15 protein-coding genes and 1 tRNA gene are annotated in these 16,058 nt (G+C 70.4%); 5 read left to right on the forward strand and 11 right to left on the reverse strand.

Features of this window, described 5'->3' with window-relative positions:
* Window positions 1–938: chitinase (locus GRC12_RS29895; protein ID WP_208782664.1), on the forward strand; the 938-nt coding region annotated here is incomplete at its 5' end.
* Between the two features lie 153 nt (window positions 939–1,091).
* Here GRC12_RS29895 and GRC12_RS29900 read toward each other — a convergent pair.
* From GRC12_RS29900 to GRC12_RS29915, 4 genes are all read right to left on the reverse strand, one after another.
* Window positions 1,092–2,531, reverse strand: a complete 1,440-nt coding sequence (locus tag GRC12_RS29900; RefSeq protein WP_208782665.1) for a GH1 family beta-glucosidase — start codon at window positions 2,529–2,531, stop codon at window positions 1,092–1,094.
* A 110-nt stretch (window positions 2,532–2,641) separates the two neighbouring features.
* Window positions 2,642–3,535, reverse strand: coding sequence for a carbohydrate ABC transporter permease (locus tag GRC12_RS29905; RefSeq protein ID WP_208782666.1), 894 nt, complete (start codon window positions 3,533–3,535; stop codon window positions 2,642–2,644).
* The gene (locus GRC12_RS29910; RefSeq protein WP_208782667.1) at window positions 3,532–4,560 is read right to left on the reverse strand and encodes a carbohydrate ABC transporter permease; all 1,029 of its coding nucleotides are present in this window, start codon (window positions 4,558–4,560) and stop codon (window positions 3,532–3,534) included. The genes GRC12_RS29905 and GRC12_RS29910 overlap by 4 nt, the downstream gene beginning before the upstream one ends.
* Window positions 4,557–5,882 carry an ABC transporter substrate-binding protein gene (locus tag GRC12_RS29915; protein WP_208782668.1) on the reverse strand — a complete coding sequence of 442 codons (1,326 nt, stop codon included), beginning with the start codon at window positions 5,880–5,882 and terminating at the stop codon, window positions 4,557–4,559. Before GRC12_RS29915 ends, GRC12_RS29910 begins: the two co-directional genes overlap by 4 nt.
* Before the next feature lie 342 nt (window positions 5,883–6,224).
* Between GRC12_RS29915 and GRC12_RS29920 the strand changes: the two genes are divergently transcribed.
* The gene (locus tag GRC12_RS29920; RefSeq protein ID WP_208782669.1) at window positions 6,225–7,283 is read left to right on the forward strand and encodes a LacI family DNA-binding transcriptional regulator; all 1,059 of its coding nucleotides are present in this window, start codon (window positions 6,225–6,227) and stop codon (window positions 7,281–7,283) included.
* Window positions 7,284–7,316: 33 nt separating this feature from the next.
* Here GRC12_RS29920 and GRC12_RS29925 read toward each other — a convergent pair whose 3' ends face one another.
* The gene (locus GRC12_RS29925; protein WP_208782670.1) at window positions 7,317–7,838 is read right to left on the reverse strand and encodes a GNAT family N-acetyltransferase; all 522 of its coding nucleotides are present in this window, start codon (window positions 7,836–7,838) and stop codon (window positions 7,317–7,319) included.
* 6 nt (window positions 7,839–7,844) lie between these two features.
* Window positions 7,845–8,384, reverse strand: coding sequence for a hypothetical protein (locus GRC12_RS29930; RefSeq protein ID WP_208782671.1), 540 nt, complete (start codon window positions 8,382–8,384; stop codon window positions 7,845–7,847).
* Window positions 8,385–8,672: 288 nt separating this feature from the next.
* On the opposite strand from GRC12_RS29930, the gene GRC12_RS29935 reads away from it, so the two are divergent.
* The 3 genes from GRC12_RS29935 to GRC12_RS29945 all read left to right on the forward strand — a co-directional run bounded on the left by GRC12_RS29935 (window position 8,673) and on the right by GRC12_RS29945 (window position 12,057).
* Window positions 8,673–10,628 (forward strand): potassium transporter Kup, encoded by a 1,956-nt coding sequence (locus GRC12_RS29935; RefSeq protein WP_208782672.1) that lies wholly within the window; start codon window positions 8,673–8,675, stop codon window positions 10,626–10,628.
* A 236-nt stretch (window positions 10,629–10,864) separates the two neighbouring features.
* Entirely contained in the window at window positions 10,865–11,269 is a 405-nt protein-coding gene (locus tag GRC12_RS29940) for a gas vesicle structural protein GvpA (RefSeq protein WP_208782673.1), read from the forward strand.
* Complete coding sequence (locus tag GRC12_RS29945) at window positions 11,266–12,057, forward strand: GvpL/GvpF family gas vesicle protein (RefSeq protein ID WP_208782674.1); 792 nt, start codon at window positions 11,266–11,268, stop codon at window positions 12,055–12,057. Before GRC12_RS29940 ends, GRC12_RS29945 begins: the two co-directional genes overlap by 4 nt.
* Window positions 12,058–12,364: 307 nt before the next feature.
* Here GRC12_RS29945 and GRC12_RS29950 read toward each other — a convergent pair whose 3' ends face one another.
* The 5 genes from GRC12_RS29950 to GRC12_RS29970 all read right to left on the reverse strand — a co-directional run.
* Complete coding sequence (locus GRC12_RS29950) at window positions 12,365–13,027, reverse strand: GAF and ANTAR domain-containing protein (RefSeq protein WP_208782678.1); 663 nt, start codon at window positions 13,025–13,027, stop codon at window positions 12,365–12,367.
* A gap of 217 nt (window positions 13,028–13,244) precedes the next feature.
* Window positions 13,245–13,317, reverse strand: a tRNA-His gene (locus GRC12_RS29955).
* Between the two features lie 115 nt (window positions 13,318–13,432).
* Entirely contained in the window at window positions 13,433–14,035 is a 603-nt protein-coding gene (gene orn, locus GRC12_RS29960; RefSeq protein ID WP_208782675.1) for an oligoribonuclease, read from the reverse strand.
* A 118-nt stretch (window positions 14,036–14,153) separates the two neighbouring features.
* Window positions 14,154–15,395 (reverse strand): helix-turn-helix domain-containing protein, encoded by a 1,242-nt coding sequence (locus tag GRC12_RS29965; protein WP_208782676.1) that lies wholly within the window; start codon window positions 15,393–15,395, stop codon window positions 14,154–14,156.
* 378 nt (window positions 15,396–15,773) lie between these two features.
* Window positions 15,774–16,058, reverse strand: a 285-nt coding sequence (locus GRC12_RS29970; protein WP_208782677.1) for a hypothetical protein, incomplete at its 5' end; no start/stop codon positions are given.

Consider the following 16,058-nt stretch of genomic DNA (forward strand, 5'->3'; position numbering starts at 1 on the left):
CCCCCACGCCGACCCCCACCCAGACCACCGGCACCGGCACCACCGCGAGCGCCGGATTCGCGCCCTACGTCGACACCTCCCTCTACCCCGCCTTCGACCTGCTCGCCAGCGCCAACGCGACCGGCGTGAAGAACTACAACCTGGCCTTCGTCACCGACGGCGGCGGCTGCACACCGAAGTGGGGCGGGGTCACGGACCTCGGCAGCGACGGCGTGGCCTCGCAGATCGGGGCGTTGCGCGCGAAGGGCGGTGACGTCCGGGTCTCCTTCGGCGGCGCCTCCGGCTCGGAGCTCGCGACGACGTGCTCCTCGGCGGACGCGCTGGCGGCGGCGTACGGCAAGGTCGTCGACGCGTACAAGCTGACCAAGGTCGACTTCGACGTGGAGGGCGGCGCGCTGCCCAACGCGACGGCGAACACCAACCGGGCGAAGGCGATAGCCAGGCTCGAGGCCCAACACCCCGGTCTGGACGTCTCCTTCACGCTCCCGGTCATGCCGGAGGGCCTCACCCAGGACGGCGTGAACCTGCTGTCCAACGCCAAGGCCAACGGAGTGCGGATCGCGGCCGTCAACATCATGGCGATGGACTACGGCGCCTCCTACAACGGCGACATGGGCACCTACGCCGAGCAGGCTGCCACCGCAACGCAGGCCCAGGTCAAGAGCGTGCTGGGGCTGTCCGACGCGGCCGCCTGGAAGACGGTCGCCGTCACTCCGATGATCGGCGTCAACGACGTCTCCTCCGAGGTCTTCAAGGTCGACGACGCCACCCAGCTGGTGAACTTCGCCAAGTCCAAGGGTCTGGGCTGGCTGTCCATGTGGTCGGCGACCCGCGACCAGCAGTGCCCCGGCGGCACCAAGCCCACCGCCGACGCCACCTGCAGCTCGATCGCCCAGGACAAGTTCGCCTTCTCGAAGGCGTTCGGCGCCTTCAACTGACCACCGCGGAACGGGGGCCGACGCGCCCCGGCCGGACTTCCCCCACCAGCCGGCCGGGGCGCGCAGTCACCGCCTGCTCCCCCTCGTGAACCGCGCGGGACGCGGCACGCCCCCTCGACGTGCCGCGTCCCGTCTCCCGGTGCCCCCCGTGGGTCAGTCGGACGTCGCCGACGGCAGGGTGCCCGTCCGTGCCGCCTGGCCGTACCAGTGGGCGCTCGACTTCGGCGTACGGGCGAGGGAGGCGTAGTCGACGTACACCGCGCCGAAGCGCTTGTCGTAGCCGTAGGCCCACTCGAAGTTGTCCATCAGCGACCACAGGTAGTAGCCGCGCACGTCGGCGCCGTCGGTGATGGCGCGGCGCACCGCCGAGAGGTGGCCGTGGAGGTAGGCGATGCGCTCCGGGTCGTGCACGCGGCCGTCGGGGTCGGGCTTGTCGTCGTAGGCCGCGCCGTTCTCGGTGATGTACAGCGGCAGGCCGGGGGCCTCGCGGGTGTAGCGCATGATCAGCTCGTGCAGGCCGGTCGGGTCGATCGTCCAGCCCATCTCCGTGCGCTCGCCCGGCGTCTGGTGGAAGGCGACGTCGTCCGCGCCCGGCCACGGGGAGTGCTCGCTCGCGCCGTGGCCGTCGGTGCGCGGGCCGTTCACCGGGCCCTCGGCGGCCGAGACCAGCGTCGGCGTGTAGTAGTTGAGGCCCAGCGCGTCCAGCGGCTGGTTGATGGTCTGCAGGTCGCCGTCGAGGACGTACGACCAGTCGGTGACCGAAGAGGTCGCCGTGAACAGCGTCTCCGGGTAGGCCCCGTGCAGCATCGGGCCGTGGAAGACCCCGTTGGCCAGGTCGTCGATCTTCCGCACCGCCGCGAGGTCCGCCGGGTTCTGCGGCGAAAGGGGCCTGACGACGGAGGAGTTGAGGCTGATGGCCACCGAGTTGCGGGCGGGCATGGTCGAGCGCAGCGCCAACGTGCCCAGGCCGTGGGCCAGGTTGAGGTGGTGCGCGGCGCGCAGTGTGGCCTCCGGCTCGGTGCGGCCGGGGGCGTGCACGCCGGAGCCGTAGCCCAGGAAGGCGCTGCACCAGGGCTCGTTGAGGGTGATCCACTGTTCCACCCGGTCGCCCAGCGCCTCGCCGACGATCTGCGCGTACTCGGCGAACCTGAACGCGGTGTCGCGCTCGGGCCAGCCGCCGGCGTCCTCCAGCTCCTGCGGCAGGTCCCAGTGGTAGAGGGTGACGGCCGGCTTGATGCCGTGCCCGAGCAGCTCGTCGACCAGCCGGCGGTAGAAGTCCAGGCCCACCTGCACGGCGGGCCCGCGCCCCGTGGGCTGCACCCGCGACCAGGAGATCGAGAAGCGGTAGGCGGACAGGCCCAGGTCGGCCATCATCGCCACGTCCTCGCGGTAGCGGTGGTAGTGGTCGACAGCGATGTCACCGTGCTCACCGCCCACCGTCTTGCCGGGGGTGTGGCTGAAGGTGTCCCAGATCGAGGGCGTACGACCGTCCTCCCGCACGGCCCCCTCGATCTGGTACGCGGAGGTCGCGGCGCCCCACAGGAAGCCGGGAGGAAAGGTCACCGGGGTCGCCGGGTGTGCGGAGTCAGTCATGGAAGCGCTCCCATAAGTGGTCGTCGAGACCGAAGAGTCGGAAGGAGTGGGGGCCGGGACGGCGCTGACCCGGCCCCGAGGACGCGCGCCGGCGCGAACGGGTCCGGGCGTCAGCCCTTGATCGCGCCCTGCATGATGCCGCCCACGATCTGCTTGCCGAACAGGATGAAGGCGATCAGCAGCGGCAGTGTGCCCAGCAGCGCGCCCGCCATGATCACGGCCTGGTCGGGGACATAGCCGGTGCCGAGCGAGTTCAGGGCGACCTGCACGGTCGGGTTCTGCTGGTTCAGGGCGATGATCGGCCACAGGAAGTCGTTCCACGCGAACACGAAGGTCAGCAGGCCGAGCACGGCCATCGCCGGCCGCGCCGCCGGGAAGACCACGTGCCACACGACCCGGAGGCTGCTCGCGCCGTCCACTCTCGCGGCCTCGATCAGCTCGGTCGGCAGCGCCTGCACCAGGTACTGGCGCATGAAGAACGTCCCGAAGGCGGTCACGAGGGTCGGCAGGATGACGGTCTGCAGCTGGTTCGACCAGCCCAGGTCGCTCATCCACAGATACAGCGGTACGACGGCCAGCTGCGGCGGGATCATCATGGTGCCGATGGTCAGCAGCAGCAGCGCGCTGGAGAACCTGAACCGCAGCTTGGCGAAGGCGAACCCGGCGAGCGTGGAGAACAGCACCGTCGCGACGGTGATCGTCCCGGCGACGACCGTGCTGTTGAACATCGCGGTGCCGAGCCCCGCCTGGTCCCAGGCGGCCTGCATGTTCTTGAACAGGTTCCCGCCGAACCACAGCGGCGGCGGCGTCTCGGCCAGCCGACGGTCGGTGCGCGAGGCCGCGATCGCCGTCCACACCAGGGGCGCCAGCGAGACCAGGGCGAAGACCGTCAGGACGATGTAGGTGACCGGGCCCGCGTGCAACTGCTTGCCCGCCCCCATCACCCGGCGCGGACGGCGCGGCTCCTTACGGACCTGAGGCAGGGTCAGTTCACTGGTGGTCATTGGGACTTCCTCAGGCGTCGGGTGAGCAGCATGTTGACCGCGGCGATGACCACCAGGATGAGGAACATCGACCAGGCGATCGCGGACGCCTTGCCCAGGTTGCCGATGATCCAGCCCTGGTCGTACATGTACAGACCCAGGGTCTGGTACTGGTGCTCGGAGCCGCCCTTGGACCCGCTGACCCCGCCGAACAGCAGGGGCTCACCGAACAGCTGGGTCGCGCCGATGGTGGACACCACGACGGTGAACAGGATCGTGGGCCGCAACTGCGGGATCGTCACGTGCCGGAACTGCTGCCAGCGGTTGGCGCCGTCCAGCGAGGCCGACTCGTACAGGTCCGTCGGGATGGCCTGCATCGCCGCCAGGTAGATCAGCGCGTTGTAGCCGGTCCACCGCCAGATCACGATCGAGGACACCGCGAACTGCGAACCCCAGTCGGACTCACGCCAGTTGACCGGATCGACCCCGACGAAGTGCAGCAGCCAGTTGATCATGCCGCCGTCCCAGGAGTACAGCAGCGTGAAGACCAGCGTCGCCGCCGCCACCGAGGTGGCGTACGGGGTCAGCATCACGACCCGCCAGATCGTCGAGCCGCGCAGCCGGTAGTTGAGCAGATGCGCCAGGCCGATCGCGGCCATCAGCTGCGGCACGGTCGAGATCAGACCGATGGTGAAGGTGTTCTTCAGGGCGTTCCAGAAGAAGTCCGAGGACAACAGGTTCTTGTAGTTGTCCAGACCCGCCCAGGTCTGGGTGTCCAGCGAGGACAACTGCACGTTGTGCAGCGAGTACCAGGCGGTGTACAGCAGCGGGACCAGGGAGAAGGCCCCGAAGATGACGAAGAAGGGGGCGATGAACGCGTACGGGGACGCCTTCATGTCCCAGCGGTACAGCCGGCTGCGCCACGAGTCGGGACCCGCAGGCGGCGTACCGCGACCCTGAGCGCCCCGGGCCGCGCCCGGCGGGGTGCCGGGCGCGGCCTCGGCGCTCGACGCGGGATGCGCGAGAGCCTGCTTGGAGCTGGTCACTGGCCGAGCACGTCCTTGATCTCGTTCTCGGCCGCCTTCCAGCCCTGGTCGGGCGTCTTGCCCTTCTGCTCGACCTGGAGGATGCCGACGTCGGTGATCGCGGTGTTGATCGGCTGGTCCTTGATGCCGAAGTACTGCGACGGGATCGTCTTCGCCGAGTCCGCGAAGATCTGCGTGATCGGGGCGTTGGAGAAGTACGCCGTGGTGTCCGCGGCCGGCTTCAGGCTCGAGTACGCCGACGGGGTCGACGGGAAGCTGGCCTGCTTGGCGAAGACCTTGGCCTGCTGCTCGGGCGCGGTCAGCCACTTCGCCAGGGCGATGGCCTCCTTCTGGTGCTTGCCCGCCGTCGGCACGCCGAGGAAGGAACCGCCCCAGTTGGACGCGGTCGGGGCCGCCGCCACGTCCCAGTTGCCCTTGCCGGAGTCACCGGACTTCTGCTCGATGTAGCCGATCATCCAGGCCGGGCAGGCCACGGTGGCGAAGGTGGCGTTGGCGTAGCCCTGGTCCCACGGCTTGTCGAACTGCTTCAGCTTCGCCGACATGTTGCTGGTCGCCACCGTCATCGCGACGTTCCAGGCCTTCTTCACGCCGTCGGAGGTGTCCCAGATGACCTTGTCGCTGCCCTTGTCGTAGTAGCGCTCGCTCGCGCCGCCGAGGGCCGCGTTGTAGACGGAGGAGGCCGAGTCCACGAACTTGGTGCCCTTGGGCGCCTTCTTCATGTACTGCTTGCCGACGTCCACGTACTTGGCCCAGTCGCCCTTCCACATGGAGGCGAGCTGGGTGCGGTCGGTGGGCAGCCCGGCCTTCTGGAAGAGGTCCTTGCGGTAGCAGATCGCCATCGGGCCGATGTCGGTGCCGAGGCCGATCAGCTTGCCGTCCTTGGTGGTGGCCTGGGCGTTCTTCCAGTCCAGCCACTGGGATTTGTCGACGTCCTTGCCCAGGTCGACGAACTTCGACCCCTGCGTCTGCACGGCCTCGGTGATGTTGCCGACCTCGATCGCCTGGATGTCGTCGGTGCCGGAGCCGGCCTGGAGGCGGGTGAGGACCTTGGGCCAGTAGACGTCGGTGCGGGTGGTGACGTTCTCCTTGATGTTGATGTCCGGGTGGAGCTTCATGTACTCGTCGTACAGGCCGGCCTGCTTGTAGCCGAACACACCGAAGGTGCCGATGGTCAGCGTGGTCTTGCCCTTGGCGTCGCCGCCGCTGTCGTTCGACGAGCCGTTGTCCGAGTCCTTGGAGCAGCCGGCCAGCAGGCCCGTGGCCAGCGCGGCGACGGCCGCGAGGGCCATCAGCCTGCGGGACCGTCGGGTACTCGTGCCCATGTTGCGTCCTCCTGTTGCCTGACGTGCCGACCCCCCGGCCAACTGCATTGGTTGGGCCCGTTCGTACTCGCTGCGGCTCGGGCGGGGAACGTGCGGGATGTGTATGTGTCAGGTACTGTGGGAGCGCTCCCACAAGTGATGTGTTGAAGGTTCGCCGGTCGGGGCGGGGGTGTCAAGGGAGCGGACGCGGAGATATGCGTTCAGTTATCGGGACGTTAAGTGGAATCGCGAGGTCCGTGACCTGGGTCCTCCGGCGTGCCGCCGGGGCGCCCGGGGACGGTCGCCACTGCTCACGGGGCTGTTAGATTCCAGGCCAACGTAGGTCCATGGGAGGCGGAGCCAATGGCAACAGGCCACGGAGCGCGGAGCCGGAGCGGGGGCCGGCCCACCCTCGAGGAGGTCGCCGCGCGGGCCGGTGTCGGCCGCGGCACGGTCTCCCGCGTGATCAACGGCTCCCCCCGCGTCAGCGACGCCACCCGCGCGGCCGTGGAGGCGGCGGTCGCCGAACTCGGTTACGTCCCCAACACCGCGGCCCGCGCCCTCGCCGCCAACCGCACGGACGCGATCGCGCTGGTCGTCCCCGAGCCGGAGACCCGGTTCTTCTCGGAGCCGTACTTCTCCGACATGCTCAAGGGCGTCGGCGCCGAACTCTCCGAGACCGAGATGCAGTTGCTCCTGATCTTCGCGGGCAACGACCGCGAGCGCAGGCGCCTGGCCCAGTACCTCGCCGCCCACCGCGTGGACGGCGTCCTGCTGGTCTCCGTGCACGCCGACGACCCCCTGCCCGACCTGCTGGCCCAACTCGAGATCCCGGCCGTGATCAGCGGCCCCCGCTCTGCCGCGGAGACCCTCACCTCGGTCGACTCCGACAACTACGGCGGCGGCCGCTCGGCCGCCGAGCACCTGCTGGCCGGGGGCCGCAGCAGGATCGCCCACATCACCGGCCGCCTCGACGTCTACGGCGCCCAGCGCCGCGTCGACGGCTACCGCGACGCCCTGCGCGACGCCGGCCACGAGGTGGACGAGCGCCTGATCGAGGCCGGCGACTTCACCGAGGAGGGCGGCCACCGGGCGATGACCAAGCTGCTCGCCCGCTGCCCCGACCTGGACGCGGTCTTCGCCGGCTCGGACGTCATGGCGGCGGGCGCCCGCCAGGTGCTGCGCGAGGAGGGCCGCCGCATCCCCGACGACGTGGCCCTCGTCGGCTACGACGACTCCGCCATCGCCCGCCACATGGACCCGCCCCTCACCAGCGTCCGCCAGCCCATCGAGGAGATGGGCCGGCGCATGATCGACCTCCTCCTGGAGGAGATCGCCGACCGCCGCCCGGCGGTCTCACGGGGGCTGGAGCGCCGCCAGGTGGTGCTGGCGACGGAACTGGTGACGCGGGCGTCTTCCTAGACGGCCTGTCTACCTGGACGGCTTGTCTCCTGGTCAACGGGGCAGCTCCAGCCGCCACCTCCGCTCACCGTCCTGCTCCACCTCCGTCGGCTCGAGCCCGGCGGCCCGGGCGACCGACTCCGACGCCCGGTGCTCGGGATGGACGTGGGCGATCACCGTCCGCACGGAGGGCCTGCGGGCCAGCAACGCGACGAGCCCGCAGGCGGCCTCGGAGGCCAAGCCCCGTCCCTGCCACGGGCTCCCGACCACCCAGGCGATCTCCGCGACGGCCCCCACGACCGTGGCCTGCACGGTTCCCACCAGCCGGGCCTCCTGCCGCAGCCGCAGCACCCAGTTGCACCAGGACACGGCCGGGTCGGGACTGCCGGCGACCAGGCGTTCGTAGCGGGCGCGGAGGTCGTCGGGCGAGGCGGGGGTGCCGCCGATGAAGACGTGCAGCGCCGGGTCGGACAGTACGGCGGCCATCTCGGCGGCGTGTTCCACGGCGAGGGGGACCGCGTCCAGGCGTGCGGTGCGGAAGAACTCGGCCCGTACGCGCGGGGGTTGTTCGGTCATGGTGCGTCAGCGGGGAGTCTTGGCGTAGGTGTACGGCGCGGCGACGCCCGCGCTGTGGTGGTCGGCGGCGCGGAGGGCGACGGTGAGGCGCTCGCGCGGCTTCAGCGCGAGTTCGGCGGTGGCGTGGAGGGCGCCGAGGGCGAGTTCCTCGCCGCAGCCGACCGCCGCGTACCCGTCGGCGGGTTCGCCGACCTGGTAGTCGCTGTCCAGGACGAAGAGCCTGCCGTGCACGCCGACGAGGAAGGTGCCGGCCTGTTCCTGCTCGGAGTCCTTGCGCGCCCAGCCGCCGTCCTTGAGGCAGGTGCGGACGGCGTTGACGAAGGTGGTGGCCATGAAACGGTCGAGGTCGCCCTCCGGGTGCGGGGCCTCGAAGGCGTGGTGGAGCAGCTGGCCCATGCGGAAGGAGGTGGTGAAGCCGAACGCGTAGGGCCCGTTGGTGAACACCTTGGGGTCGCGGCGGATGGTGAGCCGGTAGCCGTCGCTGCCGGCGGAATCGCCGGCCAGATGGACGCGCTTGCGGTGGACCAGGCCGACGATGACGGTCAAGTCAGCACCTCCGAGGGCTGGTTGAGACGTACGGCCGTAACGAGATCGTTCTGCCCGCGGCCCGGGCGGAGCTACCGCTTCCGCACGTGCGCGAGTGACCCGGGCAGCGGCGCCGATACGACTGACCCGACCCCGGAGGCCGCCGCCTCCCGCCGGCCCGCACCGTCCGTGGCGCCTCCAGGCGTACGGCAGCGCCCCCCTCCAGCGGCGACCCCACCGGTGCATCGGTAATGTCCGCACTGATGCACGAGGCCCGCGGCATGGCGGACCGCCCGGAGGAGGACCAGCATGGCCGACAGCCAGCAGGAGACCGTGTCTGCGCGGCCCCCGGAGGCGCGCGGACGGCTCGCGCACGACTCGGTCCGTCTGGCGGTCGTGGTCGGCGCGCTCGGCGTGGTCTTCGGCGACATCGGGACCAGCCCGATCTACACCCTCCAGACCGTGTTCAACCCGGGCGACCCGCACCCCGTCCCGGTGTCCACGCAGAACGTGTACGGCGTGGTGTCACTGGTGTTCTGGTCGGTGATGATCGTCGTGACGGTGACGTACGTGCTGCTGGCTATGCGTGCCGACAACGAGGGCGAAGGCGGCATCATGGCCCTGATCACCCTGCTGCGGAGGTGGACCTCACAGCGGGGCAGGCGGGCCGCGGCGGTCCTGGCCGCGCTGGGCATCTTCGGGGCGTCGCTGTTCTTCGGCGACAGCATGATCACGCCCGCCATCTCGGTGCTGTCCGCCGTCGAGGGGCTCAAGGTCGTCGAGCCGTCGCTGGACAGCGCGGTCGTGCCGATCACCGCGGTGATCATCGTGATCCTGTTCCTGGTGCAGCGCCGGGGCACCGCGGCGGTGGGCCGGGTGTTCGGGCCGGTCATGATCGCCTGGTTCACGGCGATCGGCGCGTGCGGCGTCAAGGGCATCACCGAGCACCCGGGCATCCTCAGGGCGCTGTCACCGACGTACGCCCTGAGCTTCCTGTTCGGCCACTTCGGCACCGCCTTCTTCGCCCTCGCGGCGGTCGTGCTCGCGGTCACCGGCGCCGAGGCGCTGTATGCCGACATGGGGCACTTCGGCCGCCGGTCCATCACCCGGGCCTGGCTGTTCCTCGTCTTCCCGGCCTGCGTCCTGAGCTACCTCGGACAGGGCGCGCTCATCCTCGAGAACCCGAAGAACATCAGCAGCCCCTTCTTCCTCCTCGTGCCCGACTGGGGACGGTGGCCGATGATCCTCCTGGCCACCGCGGCCACGGTGATCGCCTCCCAGGCGGTGATCACCGGCGCGTACTCGGTCACCTCCCAGGCGGCTCAGCTCGGCTACCTGCCGCGGCTGCGGATCGCGCACACCTCCGAGTCGACCGTGGGCCAGATCTACGTGCCCTGGGTCAACTGGCTGCTGATGGTCTCGGTCCTCACCCTGGTCTTCGCCTTCCGCAGCTCCGCGGCGCTGGCCTTCGCGTTCGGCATGGCGGTCACCGGCACCATCACCATCACCACCCTGCTGTTCTTCTACGTCGCCCGCGCCAAGTGGGGCACACCCCGGTGGCTCATCGGCATCGGCGCGACCGTGCTGCTCTTCGTGGACCTGCTGTTCGTGGCGGCCAACCTGACCAAACTCGTGCACGGCGCGTGGCTGCCGCTGCTGATCGGCCTGACCGTGTTCACGGTCATGACGACCTGGCAGCGCGGGCGCAGCATCGTGACGGCGGAACGGGCCCGGCACGAGGGCCCGTTGCCCGAGTTCATCGAGGACCTGCGGACCGGGCGGACGCCGACACGGGTGGTCCCCGGCACGGCCGTCTTCCTCAACCGGGGCAAGGAGACCGCGCCGCTGGCGATGCGGGCCAACGTCGAGCACAACCACGTACGGCACGAGCAGGTCGTGATCCTGTCCATCGAGACCGAGCCCGTGCCCCGCGTCCCGGCCGACGAGCGCCTCGCCGTGGACAGCCTCGGCTTCGGCGACGACGGCATCGTGCATGTCACGGCCCGGTACGGCTACATGGAGACCCCGGACGTGCCCGCCACTCTGGCCAGGCTCGAACCGGCCGACACCGAAGGGCCGTTGGACCTCGAGCGGGCGTCCTACTTCCTGTCGAAGATCGAGCTGCGGCGCGGCAAGGCACCGACGATGGCCCCGTGGCGCAAGCGCCTGTTCATCGCCACCTCCTACATCACGGCCGACGCCGCCGAGTACTTCGGCCTGCCCGGCGACCGTACGGTCATCATGGGCTCCCACATCGAAGTCTGACCGTGCCCCCGCCCGGCCGGCGTCATCGCCGCACGGCCCCTGGCGATCTCGCTCGCACAGGTGTTTGTCCTTCGGGGCGCGGGCTACCCGCACCGGGAAGCCCGCGCACGGCCGGCAGCCCGCGGTGACCTGTGGGAACGCTCCACGGAGCTTCTCGCGTACCGGGAACCGGAGCGCGGGCTCGGCGAGGCACCGCGCGGGGTGGGATCCCATGGACGGCAAAGGGGCTGGTCGTGATGACCGTGGCAACGCAGCAGGGCGGCGGCGGAGGTTCCAGTGGCCTCTACGACGTGCTGGAGCTGATTCTCGACCGGGGACTGGTGATCGACGCGTTCGTGCGGGTCTCCCTGGTCGGCATCGAGATACTCAAGATCGACATACGGGTCGTGGTGGCGAGCGTGGACACGTATCTGCGCTTTGCCGAGGCGTGCAACCGACTCGACCTGGAGGCGGGCCCCCGCAAGCCGGCCGGCCTGACCGAACTCACGGGACAGCTCACCGAATCCGGTGCCCGCGGCAAGACCAAGGGCGCGCTGTCCGGGGCCGCCGAGACGATCTCACAGGCCTTCCAGCAGGCCCGTGACGAGGGACGCCAGAAGCAGGCAAACCGTTCCGCGAGCCAGAGGGAGGACGAGCGATGAGCACCTACGTCTACGGAATCACCCACGCCTCACGCGCCTCACTCACCTCGCTCCTCAAGGACGTGGACGGCGTGGGTGACCCACCGCGGCCGGTGCGCGTGCTGCGCGAGGGCGAGCTGGCCGCCATCGTCAGCGACGCCCCCGAGGAACTCCGGCCCAAGCGGCGTGACCTCCTCGCCCACCAGCGCGTGCTGGACGCGGCCGGGGAGGACGGCGTGGTCCTGCCGATCCGCTTCGCCAGCGTCTCGCCCGACGACGAGACGGTGACCGGCGTGCTGGCCGAGCGTGCGGATCATCTGCTGGAGCGGCTGCGGGCGCTGGACGGCAAGGCGGAGTACAACCTCAAGGCCAACCACGACGAGGAGGCCGTGCTGCAGCTGGTGGTGGCGGACAACGACGAGATCCGCTCCCTGGCACGAGCCAACCAGGAGGCCGGCGGGGGCTCGCAGGAGGACAAGATCCGGCTCGGGGAGATGATCGCTGCCGCGCGCCAGGCCCGCGAAGCGGCCGACGCCGACATGCTCCAGCGGGAACTGGGCCCTGCCGCAGAGGCGGTCAGCGCCGCACCGTCGAGCACCGGCTGGCTGGCCAACCTCTCCTTCCTCATCGACCGCGACTCGGCGGCACCGTTCCTGGAGGCGGTCGACCGGCTCCGCCGGCAGCACCCACATCTGGAGCTCCGCGTCAACGGTCCGCTGCCGCCGTACAGCTTCGTCGACGACGCCTCCCCGCACACCGAGGACACCGCCCAGGCACTCGAAGGCGCGGGCGATCAGACGAACGGGTGAGCCGCGCCTCTCCGCGACCGCGGCAGCAGCCCCCACCCGGCAGCTGGTCAGTCTGGCTTGTCCCGGATGAACCGGCCTTGATACGAGCGCGTGTTCGGGGCGTCGTTCGGCGAGGAGGTGCGCGCGCTGGGCGGCGCCGAGAGCCGTTCCGGGAGTCACTCAGCGCGCGTTCGCGTGAGGGGTGTCGGCGCGTTCGGGAAGGGGACTTGGTGTGCAGGCCGGGTTCGGCGGCGTTTCCCCTGGGGGCCGGCCCGGCTCAGGCCCCTCCGGTTCAGTCAGGAGCCGGGGGAGCCGGCTAACGACCGGGTCAGGACAGGCTGCCCTGTTCGCAGACGCGGCGGGCCACCTCGCGGAGTTTGATGTTGTTCTCCTGGGAGTAGCGGCGCAGCACGTCGAAGGCCTCCTCCTCGGCGAGGTGATGTGTGCCCATGAGGATGCCCATGGCCTCGCCGATGGTGTGGCGGGTGGCGACGGCCTGCTCCATCTGGGCGTGGGTGCGGGCGCTGGAGAAGGCGACGGCCGCGTGGGAGGCCAGCAGCCAGCCGGCGGTCTCGCTGTCCGGGTTGAAGGCGCCGGGCTTGCGGGAGTAGAGGTTCAGCGCGCCGAGGTCCTCGTCGTCGGTGAACAGCAGGAAGCCCATCATGCTGCCCACCCCCAGGAGGTGGGCCCGCGGGGCGTAGGCGGGCCAGCGCTGTTGTTCGGCGGTGAGGTCGGCGATGCGGAAGACGCGGTCGCCCTGCGAGCTGCGGGCGGCGTCGAAGCAGGGCCCTTCCCCCATCTGCTGCTGAAGGTCGTCGCTGTCGGTGACGAAGGGGTCGGTGGGAGCGAGGGTTTCCACCTGTGTGCCGTGCAGGACGAGGATGCCGGCCGCGTCGCAGCCCTCGACCAGCTCGGTGGCGGAGGCCGTGATCCGCTCCAGCGTCGCGGTGACCGAGTCCTGGGCCAGCAGGTCCCGTGCCATCGACGCCATCTGCTGCGCGAACCGTGCCCAGTCCACTGTGCCCTCCGTCACCCGCCCGGCCTGGACAAACCTCATACCCAGCTTTTCACGCGGCCTTCACCACGCAAGAGGGAGCCGCTCCGCGCGGCGGGCACCGCGCCGACTCGGTACCCGTGAGCCGGCTCGGCACCCGTGACAGAAAGGCCCTTGGCCCGCGTTTCCGCGGGCCAAGGGCCTTTCTCGTAAGGGTGAGTGACGGGACTCGAACCCGCGACATCCTGGACCACAACCAGGTGCTCTACCAGCTGAGCTACACCCACCACGACCAGCGGTTGAAGTCTGTGGTTTCCCCGACCGGCCGAGAAAAAGTGTACAGGGTCCGAAGGGGTGCTCGCGCACGGCTTTCGCAGGGGCTCTCCAAGGACCCCGGGGACGCTACTGAGCAGGCAGGACGTGCTTCGCCGCGATCGTCCTCGCGGTGTCCGAGTCGGGGCCGGGTTGGGGTACGAAGATCGCCTCGCGGTAGTAGCGGAGCTCGGCGATCGACTCGCGGATGTCGGCGAGGGCGCGGTGGTTGCCGTTCTTCTCGGGGCTGTTGAAGTACGCCCGCGGGTACCAGCGCCGAGCGAGCTCCTTGATGGAGCTGACGTCGACGATGCGGTAGTGGAGGTAGTCCTCGAGGGTGGGCATGTCGCGGAGGAGGAAACCGCGGTCGGTGCCGACCGAGTTGCCGCACAGGGGCGCCTTGCCGGGCTCCTTGACGTGTTCGCGGACATAGGTGAGGACCTGGTCCTCCGCGTCCGCCAGGGTCGTGCCGCCGGGGAGCTCGGCGAGCAGCCCGGACGCGGTGTGCATCTGACGCACCACCTCCGGCATCGTCTCCAGCGCCTGGTCCGGCGGCCGGATGACGATGTCGACTCCTTCGCCGAGTACGTTCAGCTCGGAGTCGGTGACGAGGGCGGCAACCTCGATGAGCGCGTCGTCGGACAGCGAGAGGCCGGTCATCTCGCAGTCGATCCACACCATGCGATCGTTCATGCGACCACCCTAAAGCGGGCGCTCGCTTTTGGGATGCCCGGTGCCGGGGTCGGCGCACCCGGGGCCCCACCGAAGGGCCCGAACGCCGGGCGGACCGGAATCCGCCCGGCGTTTCGCGTCAGGCTCCGCTGCGCTGGCCCGGCACGCTCGCCCGGCCGGTGACGTACATCTCGCGGGCGTTGTCCACCGACGCCGTCGCGGCCGTCGAGAGGGTCGCTCCCGAACCCACCGCGCTCGCCGCCGCGCGACGGCTCTGCAACGGGACCGGGCCCTCCTGGTGAAGGGCCGGACCCGGGGCCGCGGGACCCGGCGTCGGTTCCACGTCCGTCGGCTTGTCGCCCTGGGGGCGGCGGGCCCGGTACGCGGCGCGGTACGCCGCCGGCGACGAGCCCAGCTGGCGGCGGAAGTGGCCGCGCAGGGCCACCGGCGAGCGGAAGCCGCAACGGCCCGCGACCTCGTCGACCGAGTAGTCGGAGGTCTCCAGCAAGCGCTGGGCCTGGAGCACTCGTTGCGTGATCAGCCACTGGAGCGGGGCCGAACCCGTCAGCGAGCGGAAGCGGCGGTCGAAGGTGCGGCGGCTCATGTACGCGCGTGCCGCCAGCGTCTCGACGTCGAACTGCTCGTGCAGGTGCTCCAGCGCCCAGGCGACGACCTCGGCGAGCGGGTCGGCGCCGATCTCCTCTGGTAAAGAGCGGTCCAGGTAGCGCTCCTGGCCTCCCGTCCGGCGTGGCGGGACGACGAGACGGCGGGCCAGGGCGCCGGCCGCCTCGTTGCCGTGGTCGGTGCGCACGATGTGGAGGCAGAGGTCGATTCCGGCCGCCGTGCCGGCGGACGTCAGTACGTCTCCGTCGTCGACGAAGAGTTCCCTCGGATCCACGTGCACCGACGGATAGCGTTTGGCCAGCGTCGGTGCGTACATCCAGTGCGTCGTCGCGGGGCGGCCGTCCAGCAGGCCCGCCGCGGCCAGGACGAAGGCGCCGGTGCACAGCCCTACGATGCGGGCGCCTTCCTCGTGCGCTCGGCGCAGTGCGTCGAGCGCCTCCTCCGGCGGCGGGGAGGTGATCGAACGCCAGGCCGGCACGACGACCGTCCCGGCGCGTGAGATCGCCTCCAGGCCATGTGGCGCGGTGAGTTCCAGGCCCCCTGTGGTCCGCAGCGGGCCTTCCTCGCCGGCCGCCACCAACAGGCGGTAGCGCGGCACGCCGGCGTCCTGGCGGTCAATCCCGAACACCGACAGTGGAATGGAACTCTCGAAGATGGGGCCGCCGCTGAACAGCAGCACCGCGACGATCTCCTTGCGGCGTCGCCCGGAAAGCTTCCGGGCCGCGGCTTCCGGCGCGGCAGTGGAGTCGTGGCTCATACTGCTAAGCCCCCCTCGGTGGTCGCGGCTCCTCGGTTGTGTCGCTCCTGCACGTTTCCCCTCGGTCCTGCACGAGTCCCCCGCCGTAAGACGTCAAGATCGAATCTACTGTGTCCCGTGGTGCCGGGGTGACCCAGTTCGGGAACCGGCACATTGTCGACATGGCAACTTGGCGTGAAGCATTCGATCACGAAGCGTTGCACTCGTGGGCCGTGCAGGGAAGTGCGCCTTGTCGCAGTGGCCAATCCCCATAGGGTGCGCGGGGCTCCGTACCCCCTGTATGTGCAGGTCGAACGGGGGTTGGGGGGTGGTGCCGGGTGGCGGCAAGCGGTCGCGGGAAGTTGGCTGAAAAGCGCCGGGCGCGTGCGCGGAAACCGGTCAGCCGACCGGTGTATTTCCACCAGTGTGACGAGCGCCTCTGTGCGCCCCCGTTCCGGTCCTGTACCGACGGCCGCGACGGGGCGCCCGCTCGTCGGTGAGCAGGCGTGCCGCGCCCCGCTCCGACTGGCGCAGCAGCAGCCGGCACACCGCGGTGACGGCGGCGAGACCGAGGGCGGTGCCCGCGGCACCGGCGAGCGAGGTGCCGTACCAGAGGAGGACCACGGGAACCAGGACGCAGGAGAAGACCGCCCAGCGGACGACGTCCGTCGCGGTGTCCTGGTT

The organism is Streptomyces griseorubiginosus, from assembly GCF_017614965.1.
Taxonomy (GTDB): domain Bacteria; phylum Actinomycetota; class Actinomycetes; order Streptomycetales; family Streptomycetaceae; genus Streptomyces; species Streptomyces griseorubiginosus_B.

What these genes read in the sequence shown, in the direction of transcription:
- GRC12_RS29900 (WP_208782665.1), bottom strand. Translation starts at nt 2,531, where the DNA reads ATGACTGACTCCGCACACCCGGCGACCCCGGTGACCTTTCCTCCCGGC.
- GRC12_RS29905 (WP_208782666.1), bottom strand. Translation starts at nt 3,535, where the DNA reads ATGACCACCAGTGAACTGACCCTGCCTCAGGTCCGTAAGGAGCCGCGC.
- GRC12_RS29915 (WP_208782668.1), bottom strand. Translation starts at nt 5,882, where the DNA reads ATGGGCACGAGTACCCGACGGTCCCGCAGGCTGATGGCCCTCGCGGCC.
- GRC12_RS29920 (WP_208782669.1), top strand. Translation starts at nt 6,225, where the DNA reads ATGGCAACAGGCCACGGAGCGCGGAGCCGGAGCGGGGGCCGGCCCACC.
- GRC12_RS29925 (WP_208782670.1), bottom strand. Translation starts at nt 7,838, where the DNA reads ATGACCGAACAACCCCCGCGCGTACGGGCCGAGTTCTTCCGCACCGCA.
- GRC12_RS29935 (WP_208782672.1), top strand. Translation starts at nt 8,673, where the DNA reads ATGGCCGACAGCCAGCAGGAGACCGTGTCTGCGCGGCCCCCGGAGGCG.
- GRC12_RS29940 (WP_208782673.1), top strand. Translation starts at nt 10,865, where the DNA reads ATGACCGTGGCAACGCAGCAGGGCGGCGGCGGAGGTTCCAGTGGCCTC.
- GRC12_RS29945 (WP_208782674.1), top strand. Translation starts at nt 11,266, where the DNA reads ATGAGCACCTACGTCTACGGAATCACCCACGCCTCACGCGCCTCACTC.
- GRC12_RS29950 (WP_208782678.1), bottom strand. Translation starts at nt 13,027, where the DNA reads ATGGCGTCGATGGCACGGGACCTGCTGGCCCAGGACTCGGTCACCGCG.
- orn (WP_208782675.1), bottom strand. Translation starts at nt 14,035, where the DNA reads ATGAACGATCGCATGGTGTGGATCGACTGCGAGATGACCGGCCTCTCG.
- GRC12_RS29965 (WP_208782676.1), bottom strand. Translation starts at nt 15,395, where the DNA reads ATGAGCCACGACTCCACTGCCGCGCCGGAAGCCGCGGCCCGGAAGCTT.